The 24,916-nt window shown below is 72.1% G+C and carries 23 protein-coding genes; 3 read left to right on the forward strand and 20 right to left on the reverse strand.

Translation table 11 applies throughout. From position 1 onward, the window contains the following. The first annotated feature begins 51 nt into the window (after nucleotides 1–51). Entirely contained in the window at nucleotides 52–783 is a 732-nt protein-coding gene (locus ACFY8O_RS18030; protein WP_387903395.1) for a VOC family protein, read from the forward strand. Nucleotides 784–1,143: 360 nt separating this feature from the next. Here the strand turns inward: ACFY8O_RS18030 and ACFY8O_RS18035 are convergent, their stop codons facing one another. The 4 genes from ACFY8O_RS18035 to ACFY8O_RS18050 all read right to left on the reverse strand — a co-directional run bounded on the left by ACFY8O_RS18035 (nucleotide 1,144) and on the right by ACFY8O_RS18050 (nucleotide 4,703). Then, nucleotides 1,144–3,045: a rhamnogalacturonan lyase gene (locus ACFY8O_RS18035; protein WP_387903397.1), complete on the reverse strand. Its 1,902-nt coding sequence runs from the start codon at nucleotides 3,043–3,045 to the stop codon at nucleotides 1,144–1,146. Nucleotides 3,046–3,082: 37 nt separating this feature from the next. Then, a complete protein-coding gene (locus ACFY8O_RS18040) occupies nucleotides 3,083–3,421 on the reverse strand; it encodes a YkvA family protein (protein WP_145811477.1) in 339 nt (112 codons plus the stop codon). Nucleotides 3,422–3,462: 41 nt separating this feature from the next. Then, nucleotides 3,463–3,720 (reverse strand): WhiB family transcriptional regulator, encoded by a 258-nt coding sequence (locus tag ACFY8O_RS18045; RefSeq protein WP_145811475.1) that lies wholly within the window; start codon nucleotides 3,718–3,720, stop codon nucleotides 3,463–3,465. A gap of 125 nt (nucleotides 3,721–3,845) precedes the next feature. Further along, nucleotides 3,846–4,703 (reverse strand): helix-turn-helix domain-containing protein, encoded by an 858-nt coding sequence (locus ACFY8O_RS18050; protein WP_145811473.1) that lies wholly within the window; start codon nucleotides 4,701–4,703, stop codon nucleotides 3,846–3,848. A gap of 241 nt (nucleotides 4,704–4,944) precedes the next feature. On the opposite strand from ACFY8O_RS18050, the gene ACFY8O_RS18055 reads away from it, so the two are divergent. Continuing rightward, nucleotides 4,945–5,538 carry an ATP-binding protein gene (locus ACFY8O_RS18055; RefSeq protein ID WP_145811471.1) on the forward strand — a complete coding sequence of 198 codons (594 nt, stop codon included), beginning with the start codon at nucleotides 4,945–4,947 and terminating at the stop codon, nucleotides 5,536–5,538. An 18-nt stretch (nucleotides 5,539–5,556) separates the two neighbouring features. Here ACFY8O_RS18055 and ACFY8O_RS18060 read toward each other — a convergent pair whose 3' ends face one another. From ACFY8O_RS18060 to ACFY8O_RS18110, 11 genes are all read right to left on the reverse strand, one after another. Next, nucleotides 5,557–6,258, reverse strand: a complete 702-nt coding sequence (locus ACFY8O_RS18060) for a ribonuclease H family protein (RefSeq protein ID WP_387903403.1) — start codon at nucleotides 6,256–6,258, stop codon at nucleotides 5,557–5,559. A gap of 95 nt (nucleotides 6,259–6,353) precedes the next feature. Next, on the reverse strand, nucleotides 6,354–6,851 hold the full coding sequence (locus ACFY8O_RS18065) for a peptidylprolyl isomerase (protein WP_145811467.1): 498 nt from the start codon (nucleotides 6,849–6,851) through the stop codon (nucleotides 6,354–6,356). Between the two features lie 159 nt (nucleotides 6,852–7,010). Next, nucleotides 7,011–7,544, reverse strand: a complete 534-nt coding sequence (locus ACFY8O_RS18070; protein ID WP_387903405.1) for a lamin tail domain-containing protein — start codon at nucleotides 7,542–7,544, stop codon at nucleotides 7,011–7,013. A gap of 669 nt (nucleotides 7,545–8,213) precedes the next feature. After that, on the reverse strand, nucleotides 8,214–8,636 hold the full coding sequence (locus ACFY8O_RS18075; protein ID WP_387903407.1) for a DUF6221 family protein: 423 nt from the start codon (nucleotides 8,634–8,636) through the stop codon (nucleotides 8,214–8,216). 124 nt (nucleotides 8,637–8,760) lie between these two features. Next, entirely contained in the window at nucleotides 8,761–11,139 is a 2,379-nt protein-coding gene (locus tag ACFY8O_RS18080) for a SpoIIE family protein phosphatase (protein WP_387903728.1), read from the reverse strand. A gap of 121 nt (nucleotides 11,140–11,260) precedes the next feature. Continuing rightward, complete coding sequence (locus tag ACFY8O_RS18085) at nucleotides 11,261–12,178, reverse strand: PfkB family carbohydrate kinase (RefSeq protein ID WP_387903409.1); 918 nt, start codon at nucleotides 12,176–12,178, stop codon at nucleotides 11,261–11,263. Further along, nucleotides 12,175–13,164, reverse strand: a complete 990-nt coding sequence (locus tag ACFY8O_RS18090) for a zinc-dependent alcohol dehydrogenase family protein (RefSeq protein WP_145811458.1) — start codon at nucleotides 13,162–13,164, stop codon at nucleotides 12,175–12,177. Before ACFY8O_RS18090 ends, ACFY8O_RS18085 begins: the two co-directional genes overlap by 4 nt. Beyond that, entirely contained in the window at nucleotides 13,164–14,042 is an 879-nt protein-coding gene (locus ACFY8O_RS18095) for a carbohydrate ABC transporter permease (protein WP_145811456.1), read from the reverse strand. Before ACFY8O_RS18095 ends, ACFY8O_RS18090 begins: the two co-directional genes overlap by 1 nt. Continuing rightward, complete coding sequence (locus ACFY8O_RS18100; RefSeq protein WP_387903414.1) at nucleotides 14,039–15,004, reverse strand: carbohydrate ABC transporter permease; 966 nt, start codon at nucleotides 15,002–15,004, stop codon at nucleotides 14,039–14,041. The genes ACFY8O_RS18095 and ACFY8O_RS18100 overlap by 4 nt, the downstream gene beginning before the upstream one ends. Continuing rightward, on the reverse strand, nucleotides 15,001–16,359 hold the full coding sequence (locus tag ACFY8O_RS18105) for an ABC transporter substrate-binding protein (RefSeq protein WP_387903417.1): 1,359 nt from the start codon (nucleotides 16,357–16,359) through the stop codon (nucleotides 15,001–15,003). Before ACFY8O_RS18105 ends, ACFY8O_RS18100 begins: the two co-directional genes overlap by 4 nt. Nucleotides 16,360–16,527: 168 nt before the next feature. Beyond that, on the reverse strand, nucleotides 16,528–17,289 hold the full coding sequence (locus ACFY8O_RS18110; RefSeq protein WP_145811450.1) for a DeoR/GlpR family DNA-binding transcription regulator: 762 nt from the start codon (nucleotides 17,287–17,289) through the stop codon (nucleotides 16,528–16,530). Nucleotides 17,290–17,746: 457 nt separating this feature from the next. Here ACFY8O_RS18110 and ACFY8O_RS18115 point away from each other — a divergent pair, with 457 nt between their 5' ends. Beyond that, nucleotides 17,747–18,376 (forward strand): class I SAM-dependent methyltransferase, encoded by a 630-nt coding sequence (locus ACFY8O_RS18115; RefSeq protein WP_387903421.1) that lies wholly within the window; start codon nucleotides 17,747–17,749, stop codon nucleotides 18,374–18,376. 12 nt (nucleotides 18,377–18,388) lie between these two features. On the opposite strand, the gene ACFY8O_RS18120 is transcribed toward ACFY8O_RS18115, so the two are convergent. From ACFY8O_RS18120 to ACFY8O_RS18140, 5 genes are all read right to left on the reverse strand, one after another. Then, nucleotides 18,389–21,091 (reverse strand): SpoIIE family protein phosphatase, encoded by a 2,703-nt coding sequence (locus tag ACFY8O_RS18120; RefSeq protein ID WP_387903423.1) that lies wholly within the window; start codon nucleotides 21,089–21,091, stop codon nucleotides 18,389–18,391. Nucleotides 21,092–21,329: 238 nt separating this feature from the next. After that, on the reverse strand, nucleotides 21,330–22,019 hold the full coding sequence (locus tag ACFY8O_RS18125; RefSeq protein WP_387903730.1) for a YqjF family protein: 690 nt from the start codon (nucleotides 22,017–22,019) through the stop codon (nucleotides 21,330–21,332). 207 nt (nucleotides 22,020–22,226) lie between these two features. Continuing rightward, nucleotides 22,227–23,240, reverse strand: coding sequence for an NAD(P)/FAD-dependent oxidoreductase (locus ACFY8O_RS18130; protein ID WP_387903426.1), 1,014 nt, complete (start codon nucleotides 23,238–23,240; stop codon nucleotides 22,227–22,229). Then, entirely contained in the window at nucleotides 23,237–23,764 is a 528-nt protein-coding gene (locus tag ACFY8O_RS18135; RefSeq protein ID WP_387903429.1) for an isoprenylcysteine carboxyl methyltransferase family protein, read from the reverse strand. Before ACFY8O_RS18135 ends, ACFY8O_RS18130 begins: the two co-directional genes overlap by 4 nt. Before the next feature lie 13 nt (nucleotides 23,765–23,777). Then, the gene (locus ACFY8O_RS18140; protein WP_387903732.1) at nucleotides 23,778–24,836 is read right to left on the reverse strand and encodes a type III polyketide synthase; all 1,059 of its coding nucleotides are present in this window, start codon (nucleotides 24,834–24,836) and stop codon (nucleotides 23,778–23,780) included. Nucleotides 24,837–24,916 lie beyond the last annotated feature (80 nt).

A 24,916-nucleotide genomic window follows, 5' to 3' on the forward strand; every position in this document is an offset into this window, starting at 1 on the left:
TGACACGATGTGACCTGCAGGAACAGGCCGAGCCATCGCTGGAGGAACATCGTGATCCGCTGGACGTACCTCTTCGTCGACCACCCCGCCCCGGCTGCCGGACGCGCCGCCGCGTTCTGGGGCGACGTGACGGGCACCCGGCCCTCGGCGCCCTGGGGCGAGCGGGGCGAGTTCACCACGCTGTCACCGGACGGGGCGGATGCCTGCCTGGTGTCCCAGGCGGTCGGAGGGCCCGGCGGCGCCCATCCGGACTTCGCGGTGGAGGACATGGCCGCGTTCACCGACCGTGCGGAGCGTCTCGGCGCCACGACGGGGCCCACGCGTCCGGAGCTGACCGTGATGCGCTCCCCCGCGGGCCAGGCGTTCTGCGTCGTCCCGTGGCGCGGGCAGCGGACCCGGCCGCCGGTCCTCACCCATCCCGGGGGCGTGAGGAGCAGGCTGGACCAGCTCTGCCTGGATGTGTCGCCGGCCGCGTTCGACGGCGAGGTCGCCTTCTGGACGGAGCTGACCGGCTGGGACTCGCGCCCCGGCGCGCACGCGGAGTTCCATGTGCTCCGCCCGCCCCTCGGTGTGCCGGTCCGCCTGCTCGTCCAGCGCCTGGACGAGCCCCGCGCGGTCTCGGCCCACCCGGACCTGGCCTGCTCGGACCTGGCCGCAGGACGGATCCTGCACGAGCGGCACGGCGCGGAGTTCGTACGCGACGGTGACATGTGGACGGTGATGCGGGATCCCGCAGGGGGTGTCTACTGCCTGACCGGGCGCGATCCCGACACGGGCGAATAAGTCCCCGCCACCACGACGGCCCGGTTCGCACGCCACGCGCACGAGCCGGAACCGTCACCAGGCGAAGCCGGGCGCTGGTTCGAGGAGGCACCGCTCGCCGGGATGCGGGCCGCCGGTGACCAGACCGTGCCCGCCGCGCACGCGGCGGTGCTCGGCCGGGCAGGGGGCACCTGCGGCCTGGTACGCACCGGTTCCCTCGGGCGGTCCGGCTTCGGCCGCTCCGGCTGCGCCGAGGAGGTAACCGCGACCGCGGCTCCGAACGCGCGGTCGAGTGCCGCGCCGGCGTGCGGTCAGAACGACGGCCCGAGGAGTCATCTCGAAGCCGCCGCTCCGTGCCCCGCACAACCGTTGCTTTGCCGGCTACGGCGTGGTGACGTTCGGCCGCGGCGCGTTCGCCATGCCGCTGCCGATGGCGAAGCTGGGGTGCGGGGGCTGGTTGTACGCAGTGTTCTGCCAGGCCAGCGCCGTGCGGTACATGGTGTCGTGGAGCAGTGTGGTGATCTTCGTACCGGTCTCGTGCGGGGTGGAGTAGATCCGCAGGGCGGTGTTGTTGGTGGTCGGCCAGACGACCTCCTCGCGCCAGTCGCCGAAGATGTCGCCGGAGAGGGCGGGCGTGGCCTTCGTCCCGTTGTTCGAGTGGACCGAGGCTCCCGTCAGCAGACGGGTGTCGGACGCCGTGCCGTACTTGTCGATGTGGGTGCCGTCGAGGAGTTCACGGGTGGTGTCGCCGTCCCACCACGACAGGAAGTTCGAGCTGGACGGCTTACGGCTGCTGACGACGTCGCCCTTCGGGCCGCGCACGCCGGAGACGGCGGACGACCAGGACTCGGCGCCGGCGCTGCCGGACCAGATGTCTGCGGAGACCCCGCGCCCGTTGTCCCCGCCGGCGGGGGTGGACCACAGGATCTGGCCGGTCCTGGCGTCCGCCATCCACGAGGACGGCTTCGAGCTGTCCTCGTCGACCTTGAACTCCTCCAGGCCCGCCCTGGACGGATCCAGGTCCCCGACGTGCATGGCGTCACCGTGGCCGTTCTTCGTCGTCCACAGGCCGCTGCCGTTGTCGTCCACGGCCATCGCCCCGTAGATGATCTCGTCCTTGCCGTCACCGTCGGCGTCCGCGACGGACAGCTGGTGGTTGCCCTGGCCGGCGTAGCCCTTGCCGGTGTTGGTCGAGCTGTTCGTGTCGAAGGTCCAGCGGCGTGTGAAGGCACCGCCCCGCCAGTCCCAGGCCGCGATGACGCTGCGCGTGTAGTAACCGCGCGCCATGATCAGGGACGGCCGGGCGCCGTCCAGATAGGCCGTGCCCGCGAGGAAGCGGTCGACCCGGTTGCCGTACGAGTCTCCCCACGAGGACACCGTGCCACGCGCGGGGACGTAGTCGACGCTGCCCATCGCGGCGCCCGTCCTCCCGTTGAACATCGTCAGGAACTCGGGGCCCGAGAGGATGTAGCCGGAGGAGTTGCGGTAGTCCGCGGACGAGCTCCCGATGACCTTGCCGGCCCCGTCGACACTGCCGTCGGCGGTCTTCATCGCCACCTCGGCCTGGCCGTCACCGTCGTAGTCGTACACCTGGAACTGCGTGTAGTGCGCGCCGGAGCGGATGTTGCGCCCCAGGTCGATGCGCCAGAGCCTGGTGCCGTCGAGCCGGACCCCGTCGATGATCGTGTTGCCCGTGTAGCCGGACTGCGAGTTGTCCTTGGCGTTGGTGGGCTGCCACTTCAGTACGAAGTCGAGGGCGCCGTCGCCGTCCAGGTCACCCACGGACGCGTCGTTGGCCTCGTAGGTGTACGCCACCCCGTCGGGCGTGGTGCCTCCGGCGGGCGGACTGATGGGCACGTCCTTGTAGCCGGCGCGGAACTGGATCGCGTGCACCGAGTCGGCCTGCTCCACCCCGTCGACGACCGCGCGCACCGTGTAGTCGGCGGTGGCGGGAGCGCCGGAGTGGAAGTAGTTCGTCGACGCCGTGACCGGGGAGGCGTTCACCTTGGTGCCCGCACGGTAGACGTTGAACGAGACGTTGTCGGGGTCGGTACCCAGCCAGCGCCAGCTGACGAGGTTCCCGGCGTCCGTGTGCACGCTCACGACCCCGCGGTCGAGCGCCTCCGCCTGCCGGGCGGTGGCGGCCTGCGAGGCCGGACTGAGGGCGACGAGCCCGCCTGCGGCGAGCAGCCCGGCCGCGACGGCTCCGACGAGCGCGCGGGTGCGGGTGGTGCGGCGTCTGCGGCGGGGGCGGGAGACGGGGCGGGGAAGCAGAGGCTCCACGAGAGGCACCTTCTGGCAGGGGACGGCTTACGCCCCCTCAGTTGCTCCCGGACACCGAAAGGTTGCCGCCGGATTCCGTCGGTGTGTCCTTACGGCCTCCCCGCCCCGCGCCGGCCGCGTGCGCAGCGGCGTGCAGCGAGCGCAGGGCGAGCAGCAGGAAGCCGATGTCGTCGAGGTACACGGGGTCCGGCAGGAGGTCGACGGGCGAGATCGTGTAGATCACGGCTGCCCAGACCAGGGCCTTGCCGCGGAACGGGATTCCCGCGTCGACGAGCAGCTTCCGGGCGCGGATCACGCGCACCAGCAGGACGACGGCGACACCCGCCAGAAGCAGGAGGACGAGCGCGCCGAGGCCGAGCCATACCCAGGTGTCCATGGCTCATCTTCTCCCGGCGGGGCGGCCGGAGCCGACGGGCCTCATCCGTGGCTCCTGGCCTGACGCCGGGACCGGCGGCGCTTCAGGGCACGCCGTTCGTTCTCGTCCATGCCTCCCCAGACGCCCGCGTCCTGGCCGTTCTCCAGGGCCCAGTCCAGACAGCGTTCCTGGACGGGGCAGGTCCTGCAGACCGCCTTGGCGTCCTCGGTCTGCACGAGGGCCGGGCCGCTGCTGCCGATGGGGAAGAACAGGTCGGGGTCCTCTTCGCGGCACGCCGCGAGTGTGCGCCAGTTGTCCATCTCTCTCACTCCCTGTCGAGCGGGACGGTCCCGCCGGTCGCGGTGGATTGCGCTTGGGTGCTACGGGTTCCGCACTGTGTCGCGTGACCGTCCCAGGCGGTTCGAAACCCCAACAGGCCCGTTCTTCAGAGGTTTCCGGCGCTCGCGTCTCCGGCCGGCAGGGGGGTGCCCGGGTGCGGGGCACCCGCACAGGCACGGTCCAGCCGGATGCGGTAGTCCATGACGACGCCGGGTTCGTCGATGATGTCCACCCTGCTCCCGGGGATCTCCAGGACCGCCCGGTCACCGATCTCCGGGGCCGCCACCCGGAGCAGGTGCAGGGCCGGGACGCCGCTCATGGGGTGGGGCGGGAAGTCGAGGGGCACCACCTGCACGGTGAGGTGACGCCGTTGCGCGGCCTCCTCGAGGAGCACCCGCTGCCCACTCATCACCGCGGGTCCGCCGACGCGGGTGTGCAGGGCCGCGGCGGGGCAGAGGGCCCACAGCACCGCTCCGCTCTCCCGGAGGCGACGCTGCCGCTCCATCAGCAGCTCCACGCGCCTCTCCCGCCGGGCGGGCGGCTCGTCGGGGTACAGGGTGTGACAGAGCGCGGCCTCGTAGGCGGGGGTACGCAGCAGTTCGGGAACGAGCGCGGGGTGCCAGGTCCGTACGAGCCGGGCGGACGACTCGATGCCGATGACCTCCATCTGCCACGGTTCCATCGTGTCCCGCCAGCGATGCCACCAGCCGGGCAGATTGGCCGCGGCGAGCCCCGCCATGATCGGCTCGGCCTCGGCGGCGGGCACCCCGTAGCGCTCCAGGAGCACCCGGACCTGGTGGGCGTCCAGCCCGGTCTCGGCCCGCTCGATGCGCCGTACGGTGGCGGGATGGGCACCCAGTGCTACGGCAGCCGCCTGGAGAGTCACGCCCGCGCGCTCCCGAAGGATCCGCAGGCGCGCCGCCAGGACGCGGTGCTCGACCGTGGGTCCGGAGCGGGGCCTCATCCACGTGCCTTCCTCGCGGGCTCCTGTACGGAGCGGTCCTCCTGTACGGGGGCCCTGTACGGAGGCCTCCTGCGCGGGCGCGGCTCTCGGTACAGGACGGTCTTCACGGATCGGAGCGGGCTCCGGAGCGGCTTCCTGGAGGGTGCGGGTTCCGGGTGGACGTTGCACCGATGAACATAATCGGAATTATTCGTTCATTCTGTCTCTTGCAAAGTATGCCCTTTACACGGAGAGTACGTACATGTCGGAAATAGTTGCGTGCGTGCGTCTCGCCCCGGAGAGCTCGGGCGGGCGCAACGCACAGAGCTGGTGGATCCCCCGCCTCCCCCGGGGCGTCCCCGAAGCAAGGCACCGCGTGCAGGAAGCACTGCGGAGCTGGGGAGAGCCCGACGACCGCGTGGAGACCGCCGCCCTGGTCGTGACCGAGCTGGTCACGAACGCGGTGGAGCACACCGCGGGCCGGCGGGTCCGGTGCCGCCTGCTGCGGACATCGGGCCGGGTCCGCATCTGCGTGTGGAACCGCCGGCTGCGGCACGAGCCGTCACTGCCCGGGCCTCGGGTCCCCGCCAAGGGGCCGCACACGCACCGTGACGGGAGTGCCACCGCCCCGCACGGCACCACTACGTCGTGGTCTCGCACCATGGGTGTGGCCGACGGCCTGGAGGGCCCGGGACCCTCACTCGTCACCGGGCGCGAGGGTACGGACGAGCCGGACGGCTTCAACCTCGCCTCGGTGGCCGAGGACGGCCGCGGCCTGATGCTCGTGGACACACTGGCGGCACGGTGGGGCACCCGTACCAGCGTCTCCGGCCGACTGGTCTGGGCAGACATCTGAGCGTCCCGGGGGTGCGCCTCAGACGAGTGCCCGGCACTCCGGGTGACCCCAGCCGTTCGGATTCTTGGCGATCAGGTCCTTGGCGGCGTACGGCTTACCGCACTGGCACCGGCCGGCGAATTTCGCCTTGATCGTCCCACCGGATCGCGCACCCGGGCGGGCGGACCCGGCCTCCGCCGAGCCGGCCGACCGGGAACCGCCCGCACGGGACTTCGTCGAGCGTGCGGGAGCCGGAATCGGCAGGTCAGCCGTGCCGTGGGCCGTCCCCACCGCCTGCTGTGAGACGGCCACCTCGCTCGCGGCCTGATCGGCCAGCGCGTTCAGTGGATCACCGTCCACCTGGTGGGCCGGCACGTAGCGGAAGTCCACGCTTCGCCCGGACAGCAGTGCGTCGATTCCCACGACCAGCTCGCGATTGGCGACGGGCTTGCCGGCCGAGGTCTTCCAGCCGTTGCGCTTCCAGCCCGGCAGCCACTTGGTGACCGCGTTCATCGCGTACTGCGAGTCCATGCGCACCTCTACGGGCACGGCGGGATCGGTGGACCTCAGCAGCTCCAGCAGGGCGGTGAGCTCGGCGACGTTGTTGGTGGCCGTACCGAGGGGGCCGGCTTCCCACCGCTGGAGGTGGCCCTGCTCGTCGGCCACGACCCACGCCCAGGCGGCAGGTCCCGGATTGCCCTTCGATGCCCCGTCACACGCGGCGATGATGCGCTCGTTCATGCCCCGATCATGCCAGCCCGCGAACGCGGGGCAGGAAGGACCGCGTGCGGGGCCCCGGCCGGGAGAAGATCCGGCCGGGAGCCCCGTCAGGTGCGTCAGAGAACGCCGGAGCCGGAGACCGCGATGCGCGCCTTGGTCTTGCCGGACTGCGAACCGTACGACTCGATCTTGCGGACGAGCGCCATGCTGGACTCGTCGGCGACCTCGCCGAACACCACGTGCTTGCCGTCCAGCCACGGGGTGACGACGGTGGTGATGAAGAACTGCGAACCGTTGGTGTTCGGGCCCGCGTTGGCCATCGAGAGCAGACCCGGCTTGTTGTGCTTCAGGGTGAAGTTCTCGTCGGCGAACTTCTCGCCGTAGATGCTCTTGCCGCCGGTGCCGTTGCCGTTGGTGAAGTCGCCGCCCTGGAGCATGAACTCCGGGATGACGCGGTGGAAGGGCGAGCCCGCGTAACCGAAGCCGTGCTCACCGGTGGCCAGCGCGCGGAAGTTCTCCGCCGTCTTGGGGGTCACGTCGTCGAAAAGGTTGAACACGATCCGGCCGGCGGGCTGGTCGTCGATGCTGATGTCGAAATACGCCTTGATGGTCATGAGTCCATCCTGACATCACCGGCAGCCTCCCGTTGCACAGCCCCCGCCCGAGCGGCGGCGCAACCGTGTGCGGGCGGTCACGAGGAAGGCGCACCACGGGGGTGAGCCGTGGTGCGCCCGTCACTCAGGGAGAACGCCGCTTCCCCCTAGTCACCGCGTTCAGCGGTTGCCCCGGTGCCCCCCGTCGCGGTGCCCGCCATCGCGGTAGCCGCCGTCGCGGTGGCCGCCGTCACGGTGCCGACCCCAGGACTCGGAGTCGATCTTGCGCCCACGGTTGTCGCGGAGGGTGGCGGTGTCACGGCTGTCCCACACGTAGGTGCGACGGTCCTGGTAGACGTCGTGCCGGGTGTCGCGGCCCACACCGGTGTGGACGCGGACCGAGGAACGGCCTGCCAGCCGCAGGTCGAAGGTGTACGAGCGACGGCTCTCGTCGGTGAGCGTCCAGCCACGGAGGTTGACGGAGTGGCGGCCGGTGTTGGTGACGGTGACCCACTCCGCGTTCAGGCTGCGGTTGGAGCCGTTGTCACGGCCGGGGCTCTCGTACTGGATCTCGCCCAGGACGACCGCCGAGCGCTGGGCGTGCCGGCTGTGACCGTGGTCCCACCCATCGGCCGTGGCGGGCAGAGCGGCTGCTCCGAGCAGGGCGCCCGAGGCGAGCAGCGTGGCGGTGATCCGTCGTGCGGAACGGGACATGGAAACCCCTCATCATGCGGGCCCGGAATGGGGCTCCGGGCGTGTGCTCCGATCCCGGCGTCGTGCCGAGAACGCAAACTTTGTCCCGCTTTCGGGGTGGTCGGAAGGTGTCCCGCTTCGTGTGACGAAGTACGGACATTTCTGTCACACACGACTGCATTCGGCATGGATGAGCACGGTCGTAGACCTGTCAACCGTTGATCGTTGCACCGGCCCTTTCGGGGCCCCGTTCCGCTGGTCGAGGCGCCCTGTTCGCCCCCGCTCCACCACCCCGGGCGCCCGTGGCCGAAACCAGCGGATCCGTGTAACAGGAGCGAGAGCGCTTGCCTGGACAGGCATTCCATTACCGCCTGGATAGAAGCTCACGCGTTCGAGCGCGCAGGACCCAGCGCGACGGCGCGATCCGGGCACGCTGGCCGCCGCTGGTGACCAGGGCGTTCACCGACGTCATCGGATCCATCGCCGCCGTCCTGGCCAGCAGGACTCCGACGGCCAGCGGGAGCAGGGTCACGGCCAGCGCCGTGCCGGCCGTGGTCAGGGTCTGGAGTCGAGGGCGCGTCGGCGCGGCGGGAAGCATGGTTCCCATTCGACCGGCACGGGCCCGTGCCGGGATCGGGCCGGATACTCAGATCCGTCCCGCGGCCCTACTCATTCCGGTTCCGGCCGGGCTCAGCCGGTCTCGGACGGCGGACCCCAGTGGGAGAAGCGCGGCAGCCACTTCACCCGGTAGTCGGGGTGCCCCGCGTGTTCGGCGGCCATCTGACGGACGACGAACCCGAGCCCGACCGCACGTCCCGAGGCGAAGTCCTGGGCCGGCCTGTCGGTGTCCAGGACCGCGATCTCCTCGTACTCGTCCAGGAGCACCCGGGTGGTCTCGATGCGGCGCAGGGAGCGCGCGGGGTCCTGGAAGGCGATGTGCCGGTCGTAACCGCGCGACCGTACGACGAACGCGATACCGCTCGTGCGGTCGTGCACCTCGCCGGGTGCCTCGGCCGGAGTGCGCCAGCCGTCACCCCCGGCCTCCCGCGCGATGAGCTCCTCCTCGGCGAGGCGCGCCCGCACGAAGGCCAAGAGGTCCGAGTTGTCTGCCATCTGGTTCCGCATCCTTCTTGGTCACAGACCGCGGGCGGATTCTCCTTCACCGCCGCGGACCCGTTCTGCCCGACCAGCAGAGGATGCCTCACCCGGGGGCCGGGTCCGCAGCCCGGGGCGAGGTTCAGCCGGCCGGACGCCGGCGGGCCGCCAGCAGGAGCGCGATGTCGTCGGGGCGGTCGTCGTCCAGGCCCGCCCGCGCGATCACCCGGTCGGCCGCGTCGGGCAGCGGCAGGTGGCCCACGTCGGCCAGGCTGCTGCGCAGCCGTTCGATGCCCTCGTCGATGTCCGTGCCCGCCTTCTCCACCAGTCCGTCCGTGAACAGCGCCAGGACCGCCCCGGGCTCGAGCCTCAGAGCGGTGACGGGGTACGACGCGCCGGGGTCGACACCGAGCACCACTCCCCCGGCCAGGTCCAGCACCTCGGTGCTGCCGTCGGGATGCCGCAGCACCGGCTGGGGGTGCCCGGCGCGTACGGCCGTGGCGTCGCCCGTCACGGGGTCGAGCAGCACGTAGCAGCAGCTGGCGAACTGACCGGGGTCGAGGCCGATGAGCAGCTGGTTCGTGGCGCTCATGATCTCCTGCGGTCCGTGCCCGATCAGCGCGAAGGCGCGTACGGCGCTGCGCAGTTGCCCCATGGTGGCGGCTGCCGCGACACCGTGGCCCTGCACGTCCCCGATGACCAGGGCGAGTCCGCTGCCGGTCTCGATGACGTCGTACCAGTCGCCGCCGACCTCGATGTCCTGGGTGCCCGAGAGGTAGCGCCCGATCGTGCCGATCTGCTCCACGGAGGGCAGTTGGTGGGGCAGCAGGGCGTCCTGGAGCCCTCGCGCGAGCGCGGACTCGGTGTCGTACCGCTGTGCGCGCTGGAGGGCCTGGGCGATCAGGCCGGCGAGCGCGGTGAGCGCGGTGCGCTCCTCGGGACTGAAGCCGCGCGGCTGGTCGAAGCCGAGAATGCACGAGCCGACGGGGCGGCCCGAGGCGATGAGGGGCAGGAAGGCCCTCGCTCCGACGTCGGTGTCCATCGGGATGCCCGGGTAGGCGTCCGCCAGCTGCTCCATGGACTCGAAGAAGAGCGGCCGGCCGGTGGTGAGTGTCTCCACGCCCGGGATGCGGGCGTCGAGACCGACCCCGTCGAAGCGGTCCAGGAAGCCCGAGGGAAAGCCCGTCTCCCAGGCCAGGTGGAGGCGCCGCTCGTGCTGGAGATAGATGGCCAGCTGTCTGCCGCCGAACGCGGGAAGGAGTTCCTCCGTGACCACGGCGGACACCTGGCGCGCCGTGACCGCTTCCGTGAGCGCGATGGCCAGCGCCACCGGGCGGTACAGGACGGCGGTGCGCTCGTCCGACGAGCCGAACGCACCTGCGGCAGCGGTGGCGGTCTCGGGTGCGTCGCCGGGACGGCCGGACGGGTTGAGGGTGACGGTGACCCCGTCGCGGCCGGGGAACAGCGCGACCGACAGCCAGTTCGTCGGGGTGTTCCGGGCGAGGAAGTAGACCGGGTCGTCGGAGAACAGAGCGGCCCGGAGGTGGTCCTCGTACGCCGGGTTCGCGAACCAGGGCACCGCCTCCCACAGGATCCGGCCGGCCAGCTCCGCCCGGCTGTGCCCGAGGATCCCCTCGGCCCGGGGGTTGGCGTAGGTGATCCGGCAGGCCCGGTCGAAGGAGAGGATGCCGCGTGTGACCCGGTCGGCGCTCTCCGGGACCGCGGGTTCCGCTCCCTGGTCGAGCAGGACGCCGCCCAGCCTCCCCCCGGGCTCCCCGGGTACGGGTGTGAGCTCGGCCAGCAGCGGGCGGCCGTCGGGCCCCCAGAGAAGCATCCGGTGCACACGGGGCTCCGCCTGCCGCGCGGCCTGGCGCCCGAGGGTCAGCAGTCCGAAGGCGTCCTCCGGCCGCAGGCCCGCCGTCAGCGCCTCCATCGTGCGCGCGGGCGGTGCCGTGCGCCCGAGGCCGAGCAGCGCGTGGGCTTCGCCGTCCGCTGTGACGGCGCCGCTGCCCACGTCCCACTCGAAGCGGCCGATCCGCAGCGGACGGCCCTGGGGCGCGGGCAGCCGCAGCAGCGCGGGCTCACCGTCCCACTCGACCGCCGTGCCGTCCCGCTCCAGGGCTTCGAGGTCCTCGCCGAGCCGCTGGGCGACGGCCTCCATCCCGCGCCGGTCGGCCGCGGCGACGGGGACACCGCGGGTGGCGTAGCGCAGGACGACCAGCACGCCGGCGGGCACGGCCCCGCACAGGACGGGAACGCACAGGCATCCGAAGGGGAAGGGCAGCCCCGCCATCAGCTGCGGGAAACGCCGCATGATGTCCTCCGCGTCCCCCAGGTACACCGGCGCGCCGGAGCTGTACGCCTCGGCGACCGGGAAGGGGCGGTTCACGTGCATGCGCGACCAGGGCCGCATCAGAGGGCCGGGCAGCCCCGCGAGCACCGCCATCATCAGGAGGTCAGGGGTGCGCGAGCGCAGGTAGACGCCGCCGGCGTACCCACCGCCGGCGTCGACGGCGCTCACCACGGCCTGGGCGAGCACCGCCGGCAGTCCGCCGGGCGTTCGGCTGCCATCGGGACTCCAGGTCACACAGCCAGCATGCGCACCCCTTCCCGGGTGCGCATGTCCACGCCGGGCGCCCGTCTCAGGCGCCGGCGGGCACCGAGGGCTCCGTGCCCGCCCGCGCGCACACCGAGGCGGCGGCCTCGGCGGCGAAGGCGAGCATGTCCCGCAGGGTCTCCGGAGCCGGATTCGCCGAGAAGGAGCCAAGGGCGCCCATACGGCTCAGCAGGCCCGCGGCGAACGCGTCACCGGCGCCGATGGTGTTGACGACCTCGACGGGCACCGCGGGGACGGAGACGGGTGGGGCGGTGGCGGTGTAGGCCGTACTGCCCCGGGCCCCCCGGGTCAGGACCACCAGCCGTCCTCCGGCGGCCAGCCGGCGGCAGGTCTCCTCGGGGCCCACACCGGGCCACAGGTGCTCCAGGTCCTCGTCGCTGGCCTTCACGACGTGCGCGAGGCCGCACAGCTCGCGCAGGGCCGCCGAACCGTTGCCGGGGCCCAGGGTGCGGTCCCGGCGGACGTTGGGATCGACCACCAGGAGGGAGCCGGAGGCCGCCGCCCGCGCGGTCGCCCGGACGACGGTGGCCGCCGGCTCCACGACGGCCGCGAGCCCGCCCGCGTACACGGCGCCGAAGCGGGAGGCCCGCGCGGAGAGGTCCGGCAGCCGGAAGGTCGCCGTGTCCTGGAGGTGGAAGTGGTAGCCCGTGCCCGCCGTGCCCGGGTCGGCGACGGCCAGCGCCGTGGGGAGACCGGAGCGTGCGCACGCGGTGAGGTCGACCCCCGCCGCCGTCAGCCGCTCCTCGACGGTGCGGGCGAAGCCGTCGCCGCCCAGGCCGCCGGCGAGCACGGTCCGGGTCCCCAGCCGCGCCAGCCCGACGGCGACGTTGGCCGGCGCTCCGCCGAACTGGGCGGTCCGCACCTCCCCGTCGCCGGCCACGGGTACGAGATCGATGAGTGCCTCGCCGATCACGAGCACGGAGCCGGGCCGCCCGCCCGTCACGGCTCGACCACGATCTTGCGGCCGATGCCCGCCTTGAAGCGGTCGATGGCCTCCGGGTACCGGTCGAGGGGAAGCCGGTCGCTGATGAAGACGGCCGGGTCCAGCACCCCGGTGGCGAAGAGCGCGGCGGCGCGTTCGTAGCTGTGCAGGACCGCCATCGATCCGGTGATGGTGATCTCCTGGTTGTAGATGCGGTACGGCTCGATGACCGCCGTGGTCGCGTAGTCGGCGACCCCGAACTGGAGGAAGGTGCCGCCCTTGGCGACGCGCCCCAGGCCGTCCTGGATGGCCGCCGCGTTGCCGGTCGCGTCGATGACGACGTCCCATCCCCCGGGCCGGTCCAGCTCGTCGGCCCCCGCCGCCGAACGGGAACAGCCGAGGAGACCGGCCGTGGCGAGGCGGTCGGGGTTGACGTCCAGGATGTCGACGCCCGCGGCCCCGGTGCGCTTGGCGAGCTCCAGCATCATCAGGCCCATGGTCCCGGAGCCGTAGATGAGCACCTCGGCGCCGAGAGTGCTGTTGAGTACGTCGTAGCCCCGGACCGCGCAGGACAGCGGCTCGATCAGGGCAGCGTCCTTGACGTCGATGTGCCCGGGCAGCTTCACGCAGTTGGCCACGGGGGCGACCGCGTACTCGGCCGCGCCACCGGACACCGTGACACCGATGGCGGCCCAGCGTTCGCAGAGGTTGCCGCGCCCGCTGCGGCAGTAGCGGCACTCGTGACAGTGCAGGGAGGGGTCGACTGCCACCAGGTCCCCGACGGCCAGCTCCGTCACGTCCCGGCCCGTGCCCACGACCTCCCCGGCGAACTCGTGGCCGGGTACCAACGGCAGGCTCGGGGCGAACTCGCCCTGCAGGATGTGCAGATCGGTGCCGCACAGTCCGCACGAGGCGACGGACACGACGACGTCGCGGGGGCCTGGAGTGGGGTCGGGGACGGTGGTGACGGAGACCTTGCCGGGGGCTTCGACGATCGCTGCCCGCATTATTTCACTGCTCCAAGAGACAGGCCCTGGACGAGTTTGTCCTGGGCGGCGTAACCGGCGGCGAGCACCGGCAGGGACACGACGACGGACGCGGCGCACAGCTGGGCCAGGAACAGGCCCTGGCTGGTGACGAATCCGGTGAGGAAGACGGGCGCCGTCTGGGCGACGACCCCGGTGAGCACCCGCGCGAAGAGCAGCTCGTTCCAGCTGAAGATGAAGCAGATCAGGGCGGTTGCCGCGATGCCCGGTGCTGCCATGGGGGCGACGACCCGCGCGAGGACGGTCGGCAGCCTCGCGCCGTCGACCTGGGCGGCCTCGATGACGGAGACCGGCACGTCCGCGAGGAAGGACTGCATCATCCAGACCGCGATCGGCAGGTTCATCGAGGTGTAGAGCAGGACGAGGAGCCAGATGTTGTCGAGCATCCCGGCGTTCTTGGCGAACAGGTAGACGGGCAGGAGCCCGGCGACGACCGGCAGCATCTTCGTGGAGAGGAAGAAGAACATCACGTCGGTCCACTTGCGGACGCGGCGGATGGACAGGGCGTACGCCGCCGGGAGCGCCAGCAGGAGCACGAGGACCGTGGAGAAGAACGACGCGCCCAGGGAGTTGAGCAGCGGGGGCCACGGCGTGACACCCGTGTCGGCGCCGAAGAAGGCCCGGTAGCCGTCGAGGGTGAGCGGCGCGAAGAGGGAGGGCGGGTTCGTCGCGGCGTCCGGCTCGGCGTGCAGGGACGTCAGCAGCATCCACAGCGCGGGCAGGCAGAAGACGAGTCCTGCCGCCCAGGCCAGCAGGCCCAGCGCGGTGTTGCGCCGTTTGGCTCTGCGCAGGACCCGCCGTGCGGACGGGGCCGGCGGCGGGACGGTGGCGGTGGTCATGCGCGGTTCGCCTCCTCGCTGAAGAGGGACGAGACGGTCCGCAGCGCGAAGGTGGCGATGATGATCGTGCCGATCACGACCACGACTCCCGCGGCGGACGCCAGTCCGTATTCGTGGGCCTGGTAGAAGGTCTGGTAGATCGTGTAGGGAAGGTTGGCGGTGCCGAGCCCGCCGGCGGTGATCGTGAACACCGCGTCGAAGTTCTGCACGATGTAGACGGCCCCGAGCAGGACCCCGAGTTCGAGGTACCTGCGCAGGTGCGGCAGGGTCAGGTAGCGGAAGGTCTGCCAGGCGCTCGCCCCGTCGAGCCGCGCGGCCTCGACCACCTCGGCCGGCCGGCTCTGGAGTCCCGCGAGCAGGATCAGCATCATGAACGGCGTCCACTGCCAGACCAGTGCGGCGATCACGGCGAGCAGGGGCATGTCGGCGATCCAGTCCGGCTGGCTCGGGCTCGTGTCGCCGAAGAGCTCGCCGACCCAGCTCAGGGCGCCGTTGAGAAGGCCGTACTCCGGGTTGTACAGCGCGTGCTTCCACAGCAGCGCGGCGGAGACGGGCACGATCAGGAACGGCGTGATGAGCAGGGTGCGGACCATCCCCCGGCCGAAGAAGGTGCGGTCGAGGAGGAGCGCGAGGGCCAGCCCGAGCACCACGGTGGCGACGACGACGCCCGCGGTCAGCAGGATGGTGGTGACCACCGAGTCGCGGAGCGCGGCGTCGGTGAACACGGAGACGTAGTTGTCGAGTCCGTTGAAGGCACGCTTGTCGGGACTGAGGGAGTTCCAGTCGAAGAGGGAGATCACCAGGGTCGCCACGAACGGCAGCTGGGTGACGGCGATCAGGAACACGAGCGCGGGCAGGAGCGGTGCCCGGGTGGCCCAGGCACGGGGGCCGGACCGTCGGCGGGCGGGGGCGGCGGTTGGCCGGGGTGGTGACTGGGGGGTGGTGCCGACTGCTGTGGTCATCGGTACTCCTTGGCGACCTCTTCGGCCAGCTTCTGGGAGGTCGCCAGCGCCTTGTCGACGGACTGACGGCCGGCGATGGCCGCGCTGATCTCCTGCGCGACCCGGGTGCCGAGATCGGTGAACTCGGGGATTCCGACGAACTGGATCCCTGGCACGGGGCGCGGCTGCGTGCCCGGGTTCTCGGGGTCCGCCGCGGAGATGGCCTGCTCGGTGACGTCCGCGAACGCACCTGCCGCCTTGCGGTACTCGGGGTTGTCGTAGGTGGAGGCACGTTTGCCGGCGGGGACGTCGGACCAGCCGCTGGTCTCACCGACGAGCGACTCGTACTCCTTCCCGGAGGCCCAGGAGACGAACTTCCACGCGTCGTCCGCCTTCCGGGACGCCTTCTGGATGCCCCAGGCCCAGGTGTAGAGCCAGCCCGAACTCCTGGTCCTCTCCACCGGCGCGGGCACGTAGCCGATCTTGCCCTTGACCGGGGATCCGGCCGCCTCCAGCGAGCCCGCGCCCGCGGTGGCGTCGTACCACATGGCGGTCTTGCCCTGCGTCATGTTGTTGAGGCACTCGGCGTACCCGGCCTGCGAGGCCCCGCGCTCGCCGTGCTCGCGCACGAGGTCGACGTAGAAGCGCGTGGCCTTCTTGAACTCGGGTGAGGTGAGCCGGGGTTGCCAGTCCTCGGTGAACCAGGTGCCGCCCATGGTGTTGACGACGGTGGTGAGCGGCGCCATCAGCTCGCCCCAGCCGGGCAGCCCGCGCAGGCAGATGCCCTTCATGCCGGGCTCGGCCCCGTCGGCCTCCGCCGCGAGGCCGGCCACCTCCTGCCAGGTGGGGTGTGGGGGCATCGTGAGCCCCTTCGCCTCGAAGACGTCCTTGCGGTACATCAGGAAGGACGACTCCCCGTAGAAGGGTTCGGCGTAGAGCTTGCCCTCGGCCGTGAGCGACTCCCGCAGGGGTTCGAGGATGTCCTCCTGGTCGAACGCGGCGTCCTGCTCGGCGTACGCGTCGAGCGGGTGCAGCCAGTCGTTCTTCGCGAAGAAGGGCACCTCGAAGTTGCTGATGGTGCCGATGTCGTACTGGCCGGCCTGGTTGGAGAAGTCCTGGCTGATCTTGTCGCGGACGTCGTTCTCCGGGAGCACCGTGAAGTGGACCTTGATGCCGGTCTCCTCGGTGAAGTGCTCCGCGGTGAGCTTCTGCAGTTCGAGCATCTGGGGGTTGTTCACCATCAGGACGTTGAGCGCGTCACCTCCTCCGAAGGCGGTGCCGCCCGCTCCCGCGCACCCGGCGGTGAGAAGGACCATCGCTGCCGTGCCCGCGACCGCACGCACGCGGATCCCACGGCGTCGTTGCTGGTGGGGCATAAGTAGTTCTCCTGTATCGGTCGTAGCGGCTCGTGGATCGCGCCCCGTGCCTTCGGAGCTCCTGACGTTCCGGGGCACGGCGGGTCCGCCCTGCGGCCTCCTCGCCGGGCGAGGAGACGGGCGGGGCCGGGAATCGGTGGGACGGCGGGTCCGGAGCCGCCGCCGGGGTCAGACGCGGATGACGTTCGGGCCGAGCAGGGAGTAGCGCTGGGCCTCGGCCGAGGGCAGGCCGGTGTCGGTGACGATCGTCTCGAAGTCGCCGACACCTGCGAACCGGCAGAAGCTCACCGCTCCGAACTTCGTGTGGACACCGGCGAAGACCCTGCGGCGTGCGCTGCGCATGGCCTGCGCCTTGACCTCGCACACCGTCGGGTCCGGGGTGGTCAGCCCGTACTGCCGGGAGATGCCGTTCGCGCCGACGTACGCCAGGTCGATGACGAAGTCGGCGAGCATGCGGGTGGCCCAGTGGTCGACGGTGGCCATGGTGCTGCCTCTGAGCCGGCCGCCGAGCAGGAGGACCGAGGTCTTCTCCACGTCGGCGAGGACGGTCGCGACCGCGAGGGAGGCGGTGACCACCGTCAGGGACCGGTCGCGGGGCAGGGCCTCGGCGATGAGCTGGGGGGTGAAGCCCTCGTCGACGAACACCGTCTCGGCGTCGCCGAGCAGTTCGGCGGCGGCCGTCGCGATCCGCGACTTCTGCGGTACGTGGTGCGTGGTGCGCATCGCCAGCGTGGTCTCGAACCCGGCACTCTCCACCGGGTACGCACCACCGTGGGTACGCCGTACGAGGCCGTGCTCCTCCAGGATGTGAAGGTCGCGCCGTATCGTCTCCTTGGCCACCCGGAACCGCTCGGCCAGCCGGTTCACGTCGACGGAACCGTCCTGCCGGGCGGCTTCCAGAATCCCTCGTCGGCGTTCCTCGGTGCCCACGGAACCATCCTTGCTCGTGTGTCGAATGCGGTGGAGGCCCTGCGTCCGTTCGGGCCCACGCACTGTTTGTACAAGCAGAAACGCTTGTTCGACCAGCTCCTACGCCCGTCGGCCTACGCCCGTTCATGCCCGTTTCATCTCGGGTGTCCTCCCTGGTGAAACGCCCGGAGCGGACAGCGCCGCGATCTCCTGGTGCCCGCTTCATCGATGTGGATGCCCGTTTCACGCCCGTTCGCGGTCATCGGGCGCGCGCGGAGGCCGCCGATGGGCGCCGGGCGGCGCGGCTCCAGGGCGCCTCGCCTGGATTCCTCCGCCAACGAGCTTCCTGAACCGGTGCGTTGCTGTGACAGACTGCGCAGGTGGAGCGGTTTCGCCATGCCCCGTTCCCCGCCTTCCGGCTCGTCGCCGGAAGAGGACGATCCGTACAGCGGCCTACCGCTCGGGAGAGGACCGTTCCATGACCGAAGGGCACCAGCACCCGGCAGCCACGGCGTTCGACGCCATCGGCGCGGACTACGAAGAGGCCTTCGCCGACTCGCGGGCGCACCGCGCGTCGCTGGACCGGCTGCTGGGGCAGCTGGCGCCGCGGAGCCGCGTCCTGGACGTCGGCAGCGGCACGGGCCGGCCGACCGCCCAGGCCCTGGCGGACGCGGGGCACGAGGTGCTGGGCGTGGATGTCTCGCCCGTCATGGTGGACCTGGCCTCCCGCCGCGTTCCCGGGGCGTCCTTCCGCTGCGCCGACATCCGGGAGGAGTCCCTGGAGGACGAGAACTTCGACGCGGTCTGCGTCTACTTCTCGCTCCTGCAGATGGCACGCGAGGAGCAGGGCGCTCTGGTGAGGCGACTGGCGGGGGCGCTCAGGCCGGGCGGCCTGCTGGTCCTGGCGACGGTGCCGCTGGACGTGGAGGGCGTGAGCGCCGTCTTCATGGGTCAGGAGGTACGGGTGACGAGCTTCGGCCCCGAGGCGTTCAGGGCGCTCGCGACCGGCGCGGGGCTCACGGTCGAGCACGAGGAGAACGCGGTGTTCACACCGTCCCATCCGGCAGCGGTGCCCGAACCCCACCTCTTCCTGCACTGCCGCAGGTGAGGGGGAGGCGCCTCACGCCGGGCCGTCGGCCCCCGGTTGCAGCGGCTGTTCCGTCCAGATGACCTTGCCGCCGTCGTCGGTGTAGCGGGTGCCCCAGCGTTCGGCGAGCTGGGCGACGAGGAAGAGCCCGCGGCCGCCCTCGTCCATGCTGGCCGCCTGGCGCAGATGGGGCGAGGTACTGCTGCGGTCGGACACCTCGCAGATCAGCGTCCTGTCCCGGATCAGCCGTACGCGGATGGGGCCGGTGGCGTAGCGGATGGAGTTGGTGACCAGTTCGCTGAGGATCAGCTCGGTGGTGAACGCCTCCTCGACCAGCTCCCACTCGGCCAGCTTGCGGGACACGTCGGAACGGACCCGGGCCACCGCCGAGGGGTCGGACGGCACGTCCCACTCGGCCACGTTCTCGGGGTCGAGCCGCAGGGTGCGGCCGACGAGCAGGGCCACGTCGTCGCGGGCCCGGGCGGGCACCAGGACGCGCAGGACGGCCTCGCAGGTCTCCCCGGGGGTCCGCTCGGGGTGGTCGGCCAGGGTCTCGCGCAGCAGTTCCAGCCCCTCGTCGATGTCCCGGTGCCGTTCCTCCACGAGTCCGTCCGTGTAGAGCACCAGCCGGCTGTTCGGCGGGAGGTGCACGTCGTAGGTCTCGAAGGGCATGCCACCGAGCCCCAGGGGCGGGCCGCCGGGCACGTCGGCGAAGGCGGCCTCTCCGCCGGGGCTGACGACGACCGGCTGGAGGTGACCCGCCCGGGCCATGGTGCACCGGCCGGACGCCGGGTCGTAGATGGCGTACAGGCAGGTCGCGCCGGTGACACCGCCGCCCTCGGAGCCGTCGGCCGACTCGTCGAGGTCGATACGGGCGACGAGCTCGTCCAGGTGCCACAGGAGCTCGTCGGGTGGCAGGTCCAGGGTCGAGAAGTTGTGTACGGCCGTGCGCAGGCGTCCCATGGTGGCGGCCGCGTGGAGCCCGTGCCCGACCACGTCACCGACGACGAGCGCGACCCTGGCGCCCGGCAGCGGGATGATGTCGAACCAGTCTCCGCCGACCCCGCCCAGGCCGCCGAGCCCCGCCTGCGCGGGGAGGTAGCGGTAGGCGGCGTCGATGGCGCTCTGCTCGGGGAGGCCGCGCGGCAGCAGGCTGCGCTGCAGGGTGACGGCCACGTTGTGCTCGCGTGAGTAACGACGGGCGTTGTCGATGCTCACCGCGGCGCGGGCGACGAGTTCCTCGGCCACCGAGAGGTCCTCGTCCTCGAACGGCTCGGGCATCCGGGCCCGCCAGAACATGGCCACGCCCAGGACCACTCCCCGGGCCCGCATCGGGACCGCTATCAGCGAGTGGAAGCCGCCGTCCACGATGTGGTCGGCGTTCGCCGGGTCGGGCTGCTGCCAGCCGGACCTCGTCGTCAGATCGGGGTCGAGCACGGCCTCCCCCCTGAGCAGCGCGGCGCCGATGTCCGTGTCCGGCAGGAAACGGATGACGGCGCCCAGGGGTGAGAGCCCCGTGTCGCCGCGGGAGCCGCTGAAGGCGGTGCGCCGCAGGCCGTGGATGGCGGCTCCGGCCGCCGTGGGCTCCTCGCCGCGCAGCACCTCCTCGGCCACGTCGACGGTGGCGTAGTCCGCGAACCTCGCGGTGGCGAAGTCGGACAGCTCCTCGCACGTGCGCATGACGTCCAGGGTGGTGCCGATCTCGGTGCCCGCGTCGTAGAGCAGCTTCAGCCTGCCGCGCGCCATGGCGGCCTTGCCGGAGAGCGCCTGGAGCTCCGTGGTGTCGCGCAGGGTCGTCACGCTGCCGGGGGGTCCGCCGTTCCTGTCCGTGGCCCGCTGGCTGACCGCGAGCAGCCGGTCGCCCACGGAGTGCACCTCGTCGGTCGCGCTCCGTCCCGAGGTCAGCAGGGTGGTGATGACCGGGTCGAGCCCGAGATCGGTGACCCGAGCCCCCTCGATGTCCAACGGCAGGCCGAGGAGTCTTCGCGCCTCGTCGTTGGCCAGCAGGAGACGCCCGTCGCCACCGACGATGACCACGCCTTCCCGGACCGCGTGCAGAACTGCGTCGTGATGTTCGTACATGCGGGTCATCTCGGTCGGGCCGAGACCGCGCGTCTGACGTTTGAGCCGGCGGGTGACGAGCGCGGTGCCGCCCATGGTGAGCAGCAGGACGCCTCCGGCGGTGCCGAACAGCAGGGGGAACTGGCTCTCGGTGACCCCGCTGACGCTCTTGATCGTGATCCCGGCGGACACCATGCCGACGACCTCACGGTTCGCGCCGAAGACGGGCACCACGGCCTGCACCAGCGGGCCGATGGTGCCGTGGACCTTCTCGGTGACGACCCGGCCGTCGAGAGCGGGGCCGACCTCACCGACGAACTTCTTGCCGATGCGGTCGGGCAGCGGATGCGTGTAGCGGACGGCGTCCAGGTTCATGACGACGATGAAGTCGACCCCGGACCCCTTACGGGCCGCCTCGGCCTTCGGCTGGAGCACCGCGGTGGGGTCGGGGCTCTGGAGGGCCGCTTCCATGCCCGGGGCGTTCGCGAAGGTTTCGGCCACGGCGACCGAGCGATTGCGGGCTTCGCGCTCGTTGTCGGCCCGCGACTGCAGTACGAGCGCGGTCACGGAGGCAGCGACGAGCAACACCACGATCGCCACCTGCAGGAGAAAGACCTGACCAGCGAGGCTTCTCATCCGGAGAAACGAACGCGGGCGGCCGTAGCGTCCGGCCATGCCCCCCTTTCTACACGGCTTCCCGCTTCCTCGCCGCCCCGCCGTGCTCGCGGGAGGGCGGCTACGTCCGGTGGACTCGCGGTCAGGCGTCCGGGAAGAGGGCGGTGACCGGTGTGGGCCGCACGGCGAGGGCGCCGGTGGGCACGCGCGGGACGGACTCGCTTTCGATGCCGCGGGCAACCGGTCTCAGGGAGCTACAGGCGGCCACGGAATCGGTCCCGATGCCGGGGCACGGGGCTCAGGGGCGTACGGGGCGGCCGAAGCGTACGGCGACCCCGGGTGAGTACAGCACGCTCACCGGCTCCCCGACGGGCGCGGGAAGTCCTGCCGCTGTCACCAGGTTCTCGTCGCACTCCAGGAGCCGGGCGCGGTGCAGCGGCCACCGGGGGTGGGCGTTCGGGAGGTACATCGTGCGGCCGTGGAAGGTGCTGTGCAGGCCCCAGCGGGCGGTGAGGAAGTGCTCCAGCTCTGTCGGGGCCGCCAGCCGCTCACCGGCGCGGAGCACGATCCTGCTGCGGGCGCCGCGAGGCCCGGGCAGGCGGCGACTGCTGGTGTAGGTGAAGGTGTCGCCCTCGCGCCGGATCTCCATCCGGGACCACACGTACGGCAGCCGGAAGACGCTCCGGGCGATGGCCACCGGAATCAGGCGGGAGGCGTCGAGCGAGCGGAAGACCACCCCGCGCCTGCCGTGCGCGTCCCGCGAGTACAGCCGGACGTTGGTCTCGGGAAAGGTGCCGAGGTAGGGGACTCCGGGCAGACCGAACCCCCCGACACGGTGCATGCGGAAGGCGACGAGCCCGACGTACGAGACGCCGCCCAGGGTGTCCGGCACGGTTCCCGCCGGCAGCAGCGGTGCCACATCCGCGGGGTCGGCTTCCCAGTGCAGGAACGCCAGGTCCAGCCAGGACTGCGTCATCAGCGGTCTCATCGCCGGGTACGGGGGGTCGGGGGTGACGGCCTGCGGGGGGCGGGGGTCGGGATGCACGGTGCCAGGATGTCAGCCGCGGGGCGGGCGCGGTGCCGCGGGGCGGGTGCCTCGGGGCGGGGCGCCGGCTGGTCGAGCGGCGCGGGCGCGTCGAACGGCACCGGCGGCTGTCACGGAGCGGGTCCGGCGACGTCGGGCCGGCACGGCCGGCTACTGCAGGGCGCGTACGGCGGCGCTGAACAGCGGTGGCAGGCGCTGGGCGGCCGGGACGATCAGGCCGGCGGTCAGCGGGTGTCCGGCCGCCGCCAGGAGTGCCTGGGTGAGCAGCCGGTGCCGGCGCGTCAGCCGTGCCCACCGGGCGGGGTAGAGCTCGGGCCGCCCCGCCTTGAGACAGTCGACCGCCGCCCAGGCGGTCGCCGTCGCCAGCGCGATTCCCTCACCGGTGAGCGCGTCCACGTAGCCCGCCGCGTCCCCGACCAGCAGCACGCGGCCCGCTCTCGGCGCGCTCGCGATCCGGCGCAGCGGGCCCGCGCCGCGTACGGGACCGGCGTCGAGACCCCGGAGCGTGCGGGCCAGCGCGGGGAAGGCGGCGAGGTGCTGGTCGTGGGAGCGCCGGTGGTGGCTGAGTACGGCCACCCCCACCGTCCCCTCCCCCACCGGGGTCACGTACGCCTCGCCGTGGCGTGACCAGTGCACCTCCACGAAATCCGTCCAGGGGGCGACACCGTAGTGGCGGCGCAGCCCGTATCTGCGGGGTGCGGTACTGGGCCGGTCCAGGCCCAGGGCGCGGCGCGACGGCGAGTGCAGGCCGTCGGCGGCGATCAGCCAGCGTGCCGTCATCCCCGCCGCCGTGACGCTGTCGTGCCCCTGGCGCACCTCTTCCACCCGGCCCGTGACGAGGCGTACGCCGAGGTCCCGGGCCCGCCGGTGCAGGGCGGCGTGCAGTTCGGTCCGGCGTACGGCGAGTCCGGGCCCGTCCCGGAACGTCGCCTCGGCCCGCCGGGCGCCCTCGACGTAGCGGATTCCGCGCAGTGCCCTGCCGGCCGGGGCCACGCCCAGCCGGCGCAGGGCCGCCACACCGCTGGGCATGATGCCCTCGCCGCAGGCCTTGTCCACCGGCGCCGGGCGGGGTTCGACCACCACGGCCTCCAGGCCCATCGCGGCGGCCCGGATCGCCGCCGTGAGCCCGGCCGGCCCGCCGCCCGCCACCAGGATGTCGATCACGCGCGCGCGTCCGCTCCGGCGGGACCGGCCAGCGCACCGTCCTCGCACCGGACGCGTACGGCCATGAGCGCCGCGTTGAGCACGGTGAACAGGACGGCGGTGACCCAGGCGCCGTGCACCAGCGGCAGGGCCGCTCCCTCGGCGGCGACGGCCACGTAGTTGGGGTGGCGGAAGAAGCGGTACGGGCCTCCGGTCACCAGGGGCAGGCCCGGGACGACGATGACCCGGGTGTTCCAGCGGCGCCCCAGCGTACGGACGCACCACCAGCGCAGCCCTTGGGCGGCGGCCACCACCGCCACCATGGTCCAGCCGAGCCAGGGCAGGAAGGGACGGTTCCCGAGCCAGGCCTCGACGAGGCAGGCGCCGAGCAGAGCGGTGTGCAGGGTGACCATCGCGGGGTAGTGTCCGCGGCCGGCTTCGGTGCCGCCCCGGGCCAGGCTCCAGCGCGTGTGGCGCGACGCCACCGCGAGCTCGGCAAGGCGTTCGGCGGCGACCGCGAGCACCAGGGCGGTGTACCAGATCATGTGTTCCTCCGGACTACCAGCGCAGCAGCACCAGTTCGCAGCAGAAGCCGGGCCCCATGGCCATCAGGAGGCCGGGGCTTCCGGGGTCGGGGCCTCGCTGTTCCATCGTGTCCCGCAGCACGTGCAGGACCGAGGACGACGACAGGTTGCCGGTCTCGGCCAGCGACCTCCGGGTCACGTCGAGGGCGCTTCCCGGCAGGTCCAGGGCATCCGTGACGGCCTCCAGCACCTTGGGGCCTCCGGGGTGGCACACCCAGCGGGCGATGTCCTTCGGCTTGAGCCCGTGCGGTTCGAGGAAGGCGGTGACGTCCTCCGCGAGGTACCTGCGTACGACGTCGGGGACGGCGGGGTCGAGCACCACGGTGAATCCGGAGCTTCGGATGTCCCAGCCCATGACGTGCCCGGTGTCCGGATACAGCCGGCTGCGGGTGTCCAGCACCTCGGGGCCGCCCGCCCGCGAGGGGTGCTCGCCGCCGACGAGGACCGCCGCTGCCGCGCCGTCACCGAAGAGCGCGGTGGCGACCAGGTTGGCAGGGGTCGCGTCGTCGCGCTGGAAGGTCAGCGAGCAGAGTTCGACCGAGAGCAGGACGGCGACCTGGCCGGGGTGCCCGAGCAGGTAGTCGTGCAGCCGCGCCACCCCGGCGGCGCCGGCGACGCAGCCCAGTCCGAAGACGGGGAGCCGCTTCACGTCGGGGCGCAGACCGAGACGGCCGACGAGCCGCGCGTCCACGGAGGGCGCCGCGATCCCCGTGACGGAGGTGAACATCAGCAGGTCCACGTCGGTCGGCAGCAGTCCGGCCTTGCGCAGGGCCCCGCGTACGGCCTCGGCACCGAGGTCGACGGCGGCGCGGATGAACACGTCGTTGGACGTCCCGAAGTCGTGCGGCCCGGCGTAGCCCTCCAACGGCAGCACGGTGTTCCGGCTGCGCACTCCGGCGTTGCCGTGGATCCGGTCCAGGACGCGACGGTCGGAGCCCTGCGGCAGACAGGTGCGCGCCACCATGTCGGTGACCTCGCGCTGGCTGTGACGGTGCGGCGGCAGCACCCCGTGAACGGCCACGATCCGGCTCATCCTGGCCACCGCTTCGGAGAGGTCATGGCTCACATCCTGCCCACAGAACGGGGCAAATCGCCGCACCTTCGGCGCGCGGC

It is taken from the genome of Streptomyces argenteolus, from assembly GCF_042902585.1.
In the GTDB taxonomy this organism is placed as follows: domain Bacteria; phylum Actinomycetota; class Actinomycetes; order Streptomycetales; family Streptomycetaceae; genus Streptomyces; species Streptomyces argenteolus.

Bases quoted from the DNA above. Each gene is read 5' to 3' on its own strand.
- ACFY8O_RS18040 (WP_145811477.1), bottom strand. From the start codon at position 3,421: ATGGACACCTGGGTATGGCTCGGCCTCGGCGCGCTCGTCCTCCTGCTT.
- ACFY8O_RS18045 (WP_145811475.1), bottom strand. From the start codon at position 3,720: ATGGACAACTGGCGCACACTCGCGGCGTGCCGCGAAGAGGACCCCGAC.
- ACFY8O_RS18050 (WP_145811473.1), bottom strand. From the start codon at position 4,703: ATGAGGCCCCGCTCCGGACCCACGGTCGAGCACCGCGTCCTGGCGGCG.
- ACFY8O_RS18055 (WP_145811471.1), top strand. From the start codon at position 4,945: ATGTCGGAAATAGTTGCGTGCGTGCGTCTCGCCCCGGAGAGCTCGGGC.
- ACFY8O_RS18060 (WP_387903403.1), bottom strand. From the start codon at position 6,258: ATGAACGAGCGCATCATCGCCGCGTGTGACGGGGCATCGAAGGGCAAT.
- ACFY8O_RS18065 (WP_145811467.1), bottom strand. From the start codon at position 6,851: ATGACCATCAAGGCGTATTTCGACATCAGCATCGACGACCAGCCCGCC.
- ACFY8O_RS18070 (WP_387903405.1), bottom strand. From the start codon at position 7,544: ATGTCCCGTTCCGCACGACGGATCACCGCCACGCTGCTCGCCTCGGGC.
- ACFY8O_RS18075 (WP_387903407.1), bottom strand. From the start codon at position 8,636: ATGGCAGACAACTCGGACCTCTTGGCCTTCGTGCGGGCGCGCCTCGCC.
- ACFY8O_RS18090 (WP_145811458.1), bottom strand. From the start codon at position 13,164: ATGCGGGCAGCGATCGTCGAAGCCCCCGGCAAGGTCTCCGTCACCACC.
- ACFY8O_RS18095 (WP_145811456.1), bottom strand. From the start codon at position 14,042: ATGACCACCGCCACCGTCCCGCCGCCGGCCCCGTCCGCACGGCGGGTC.
- ACFY8O_RS18100 (WP_387903414.1), bottom strand. From the start codon at position 15,004: ATGACCACAGCAGTCGGCACCACCCCCCAGTCACCACCCCGGCCAACC.
- ACFY8O_RS18105 (WP_387903417.1), bottom strand. From the start codon at position 16,359: ATGCCCCACCAGCAACGACGCCGTGGGATCCGCGTGCGTGCGGTCGCG.
- ACFY8O_RS18115 (WP_387903421.1), top strand. From the start codon at position 17,747: ATGACCGAAGGGCACCAGCACCCGGCAGCCACGGCGTTCGACGCCATC.
- ACFY8O_RS18120 (WP_387903423.1), bottom strand. From the start codon at position 21,091: ATGGCCGGACGCTACGGCCGCCCGCGTTCGTTTCTCCGGATGAGAAGC.
- ACFY8O_RS18125 (WP_387903730.1), bottom strand. From the start codon at position 22,019: ATGAGACCGCTGATGACGCAGTCCTGGCTGGACCTGGCGTTCCTGCAC.
- ACFY8O_RS18135 (WP_387903429.1), bottom strand. From the start codon at position 23,764: ATGATCTGGTACACCGCCCTGGTGCTCGCGGTCGCCGCCGAACGCCTT.
- ACFY8O_RS18140 (WP_387903732.1), bottom strand. From the start codon at position 24,836: ATGAGCCGGATCGTGGCCGTTCACGGGGTGCTGCCGCCGCACCGTCAC.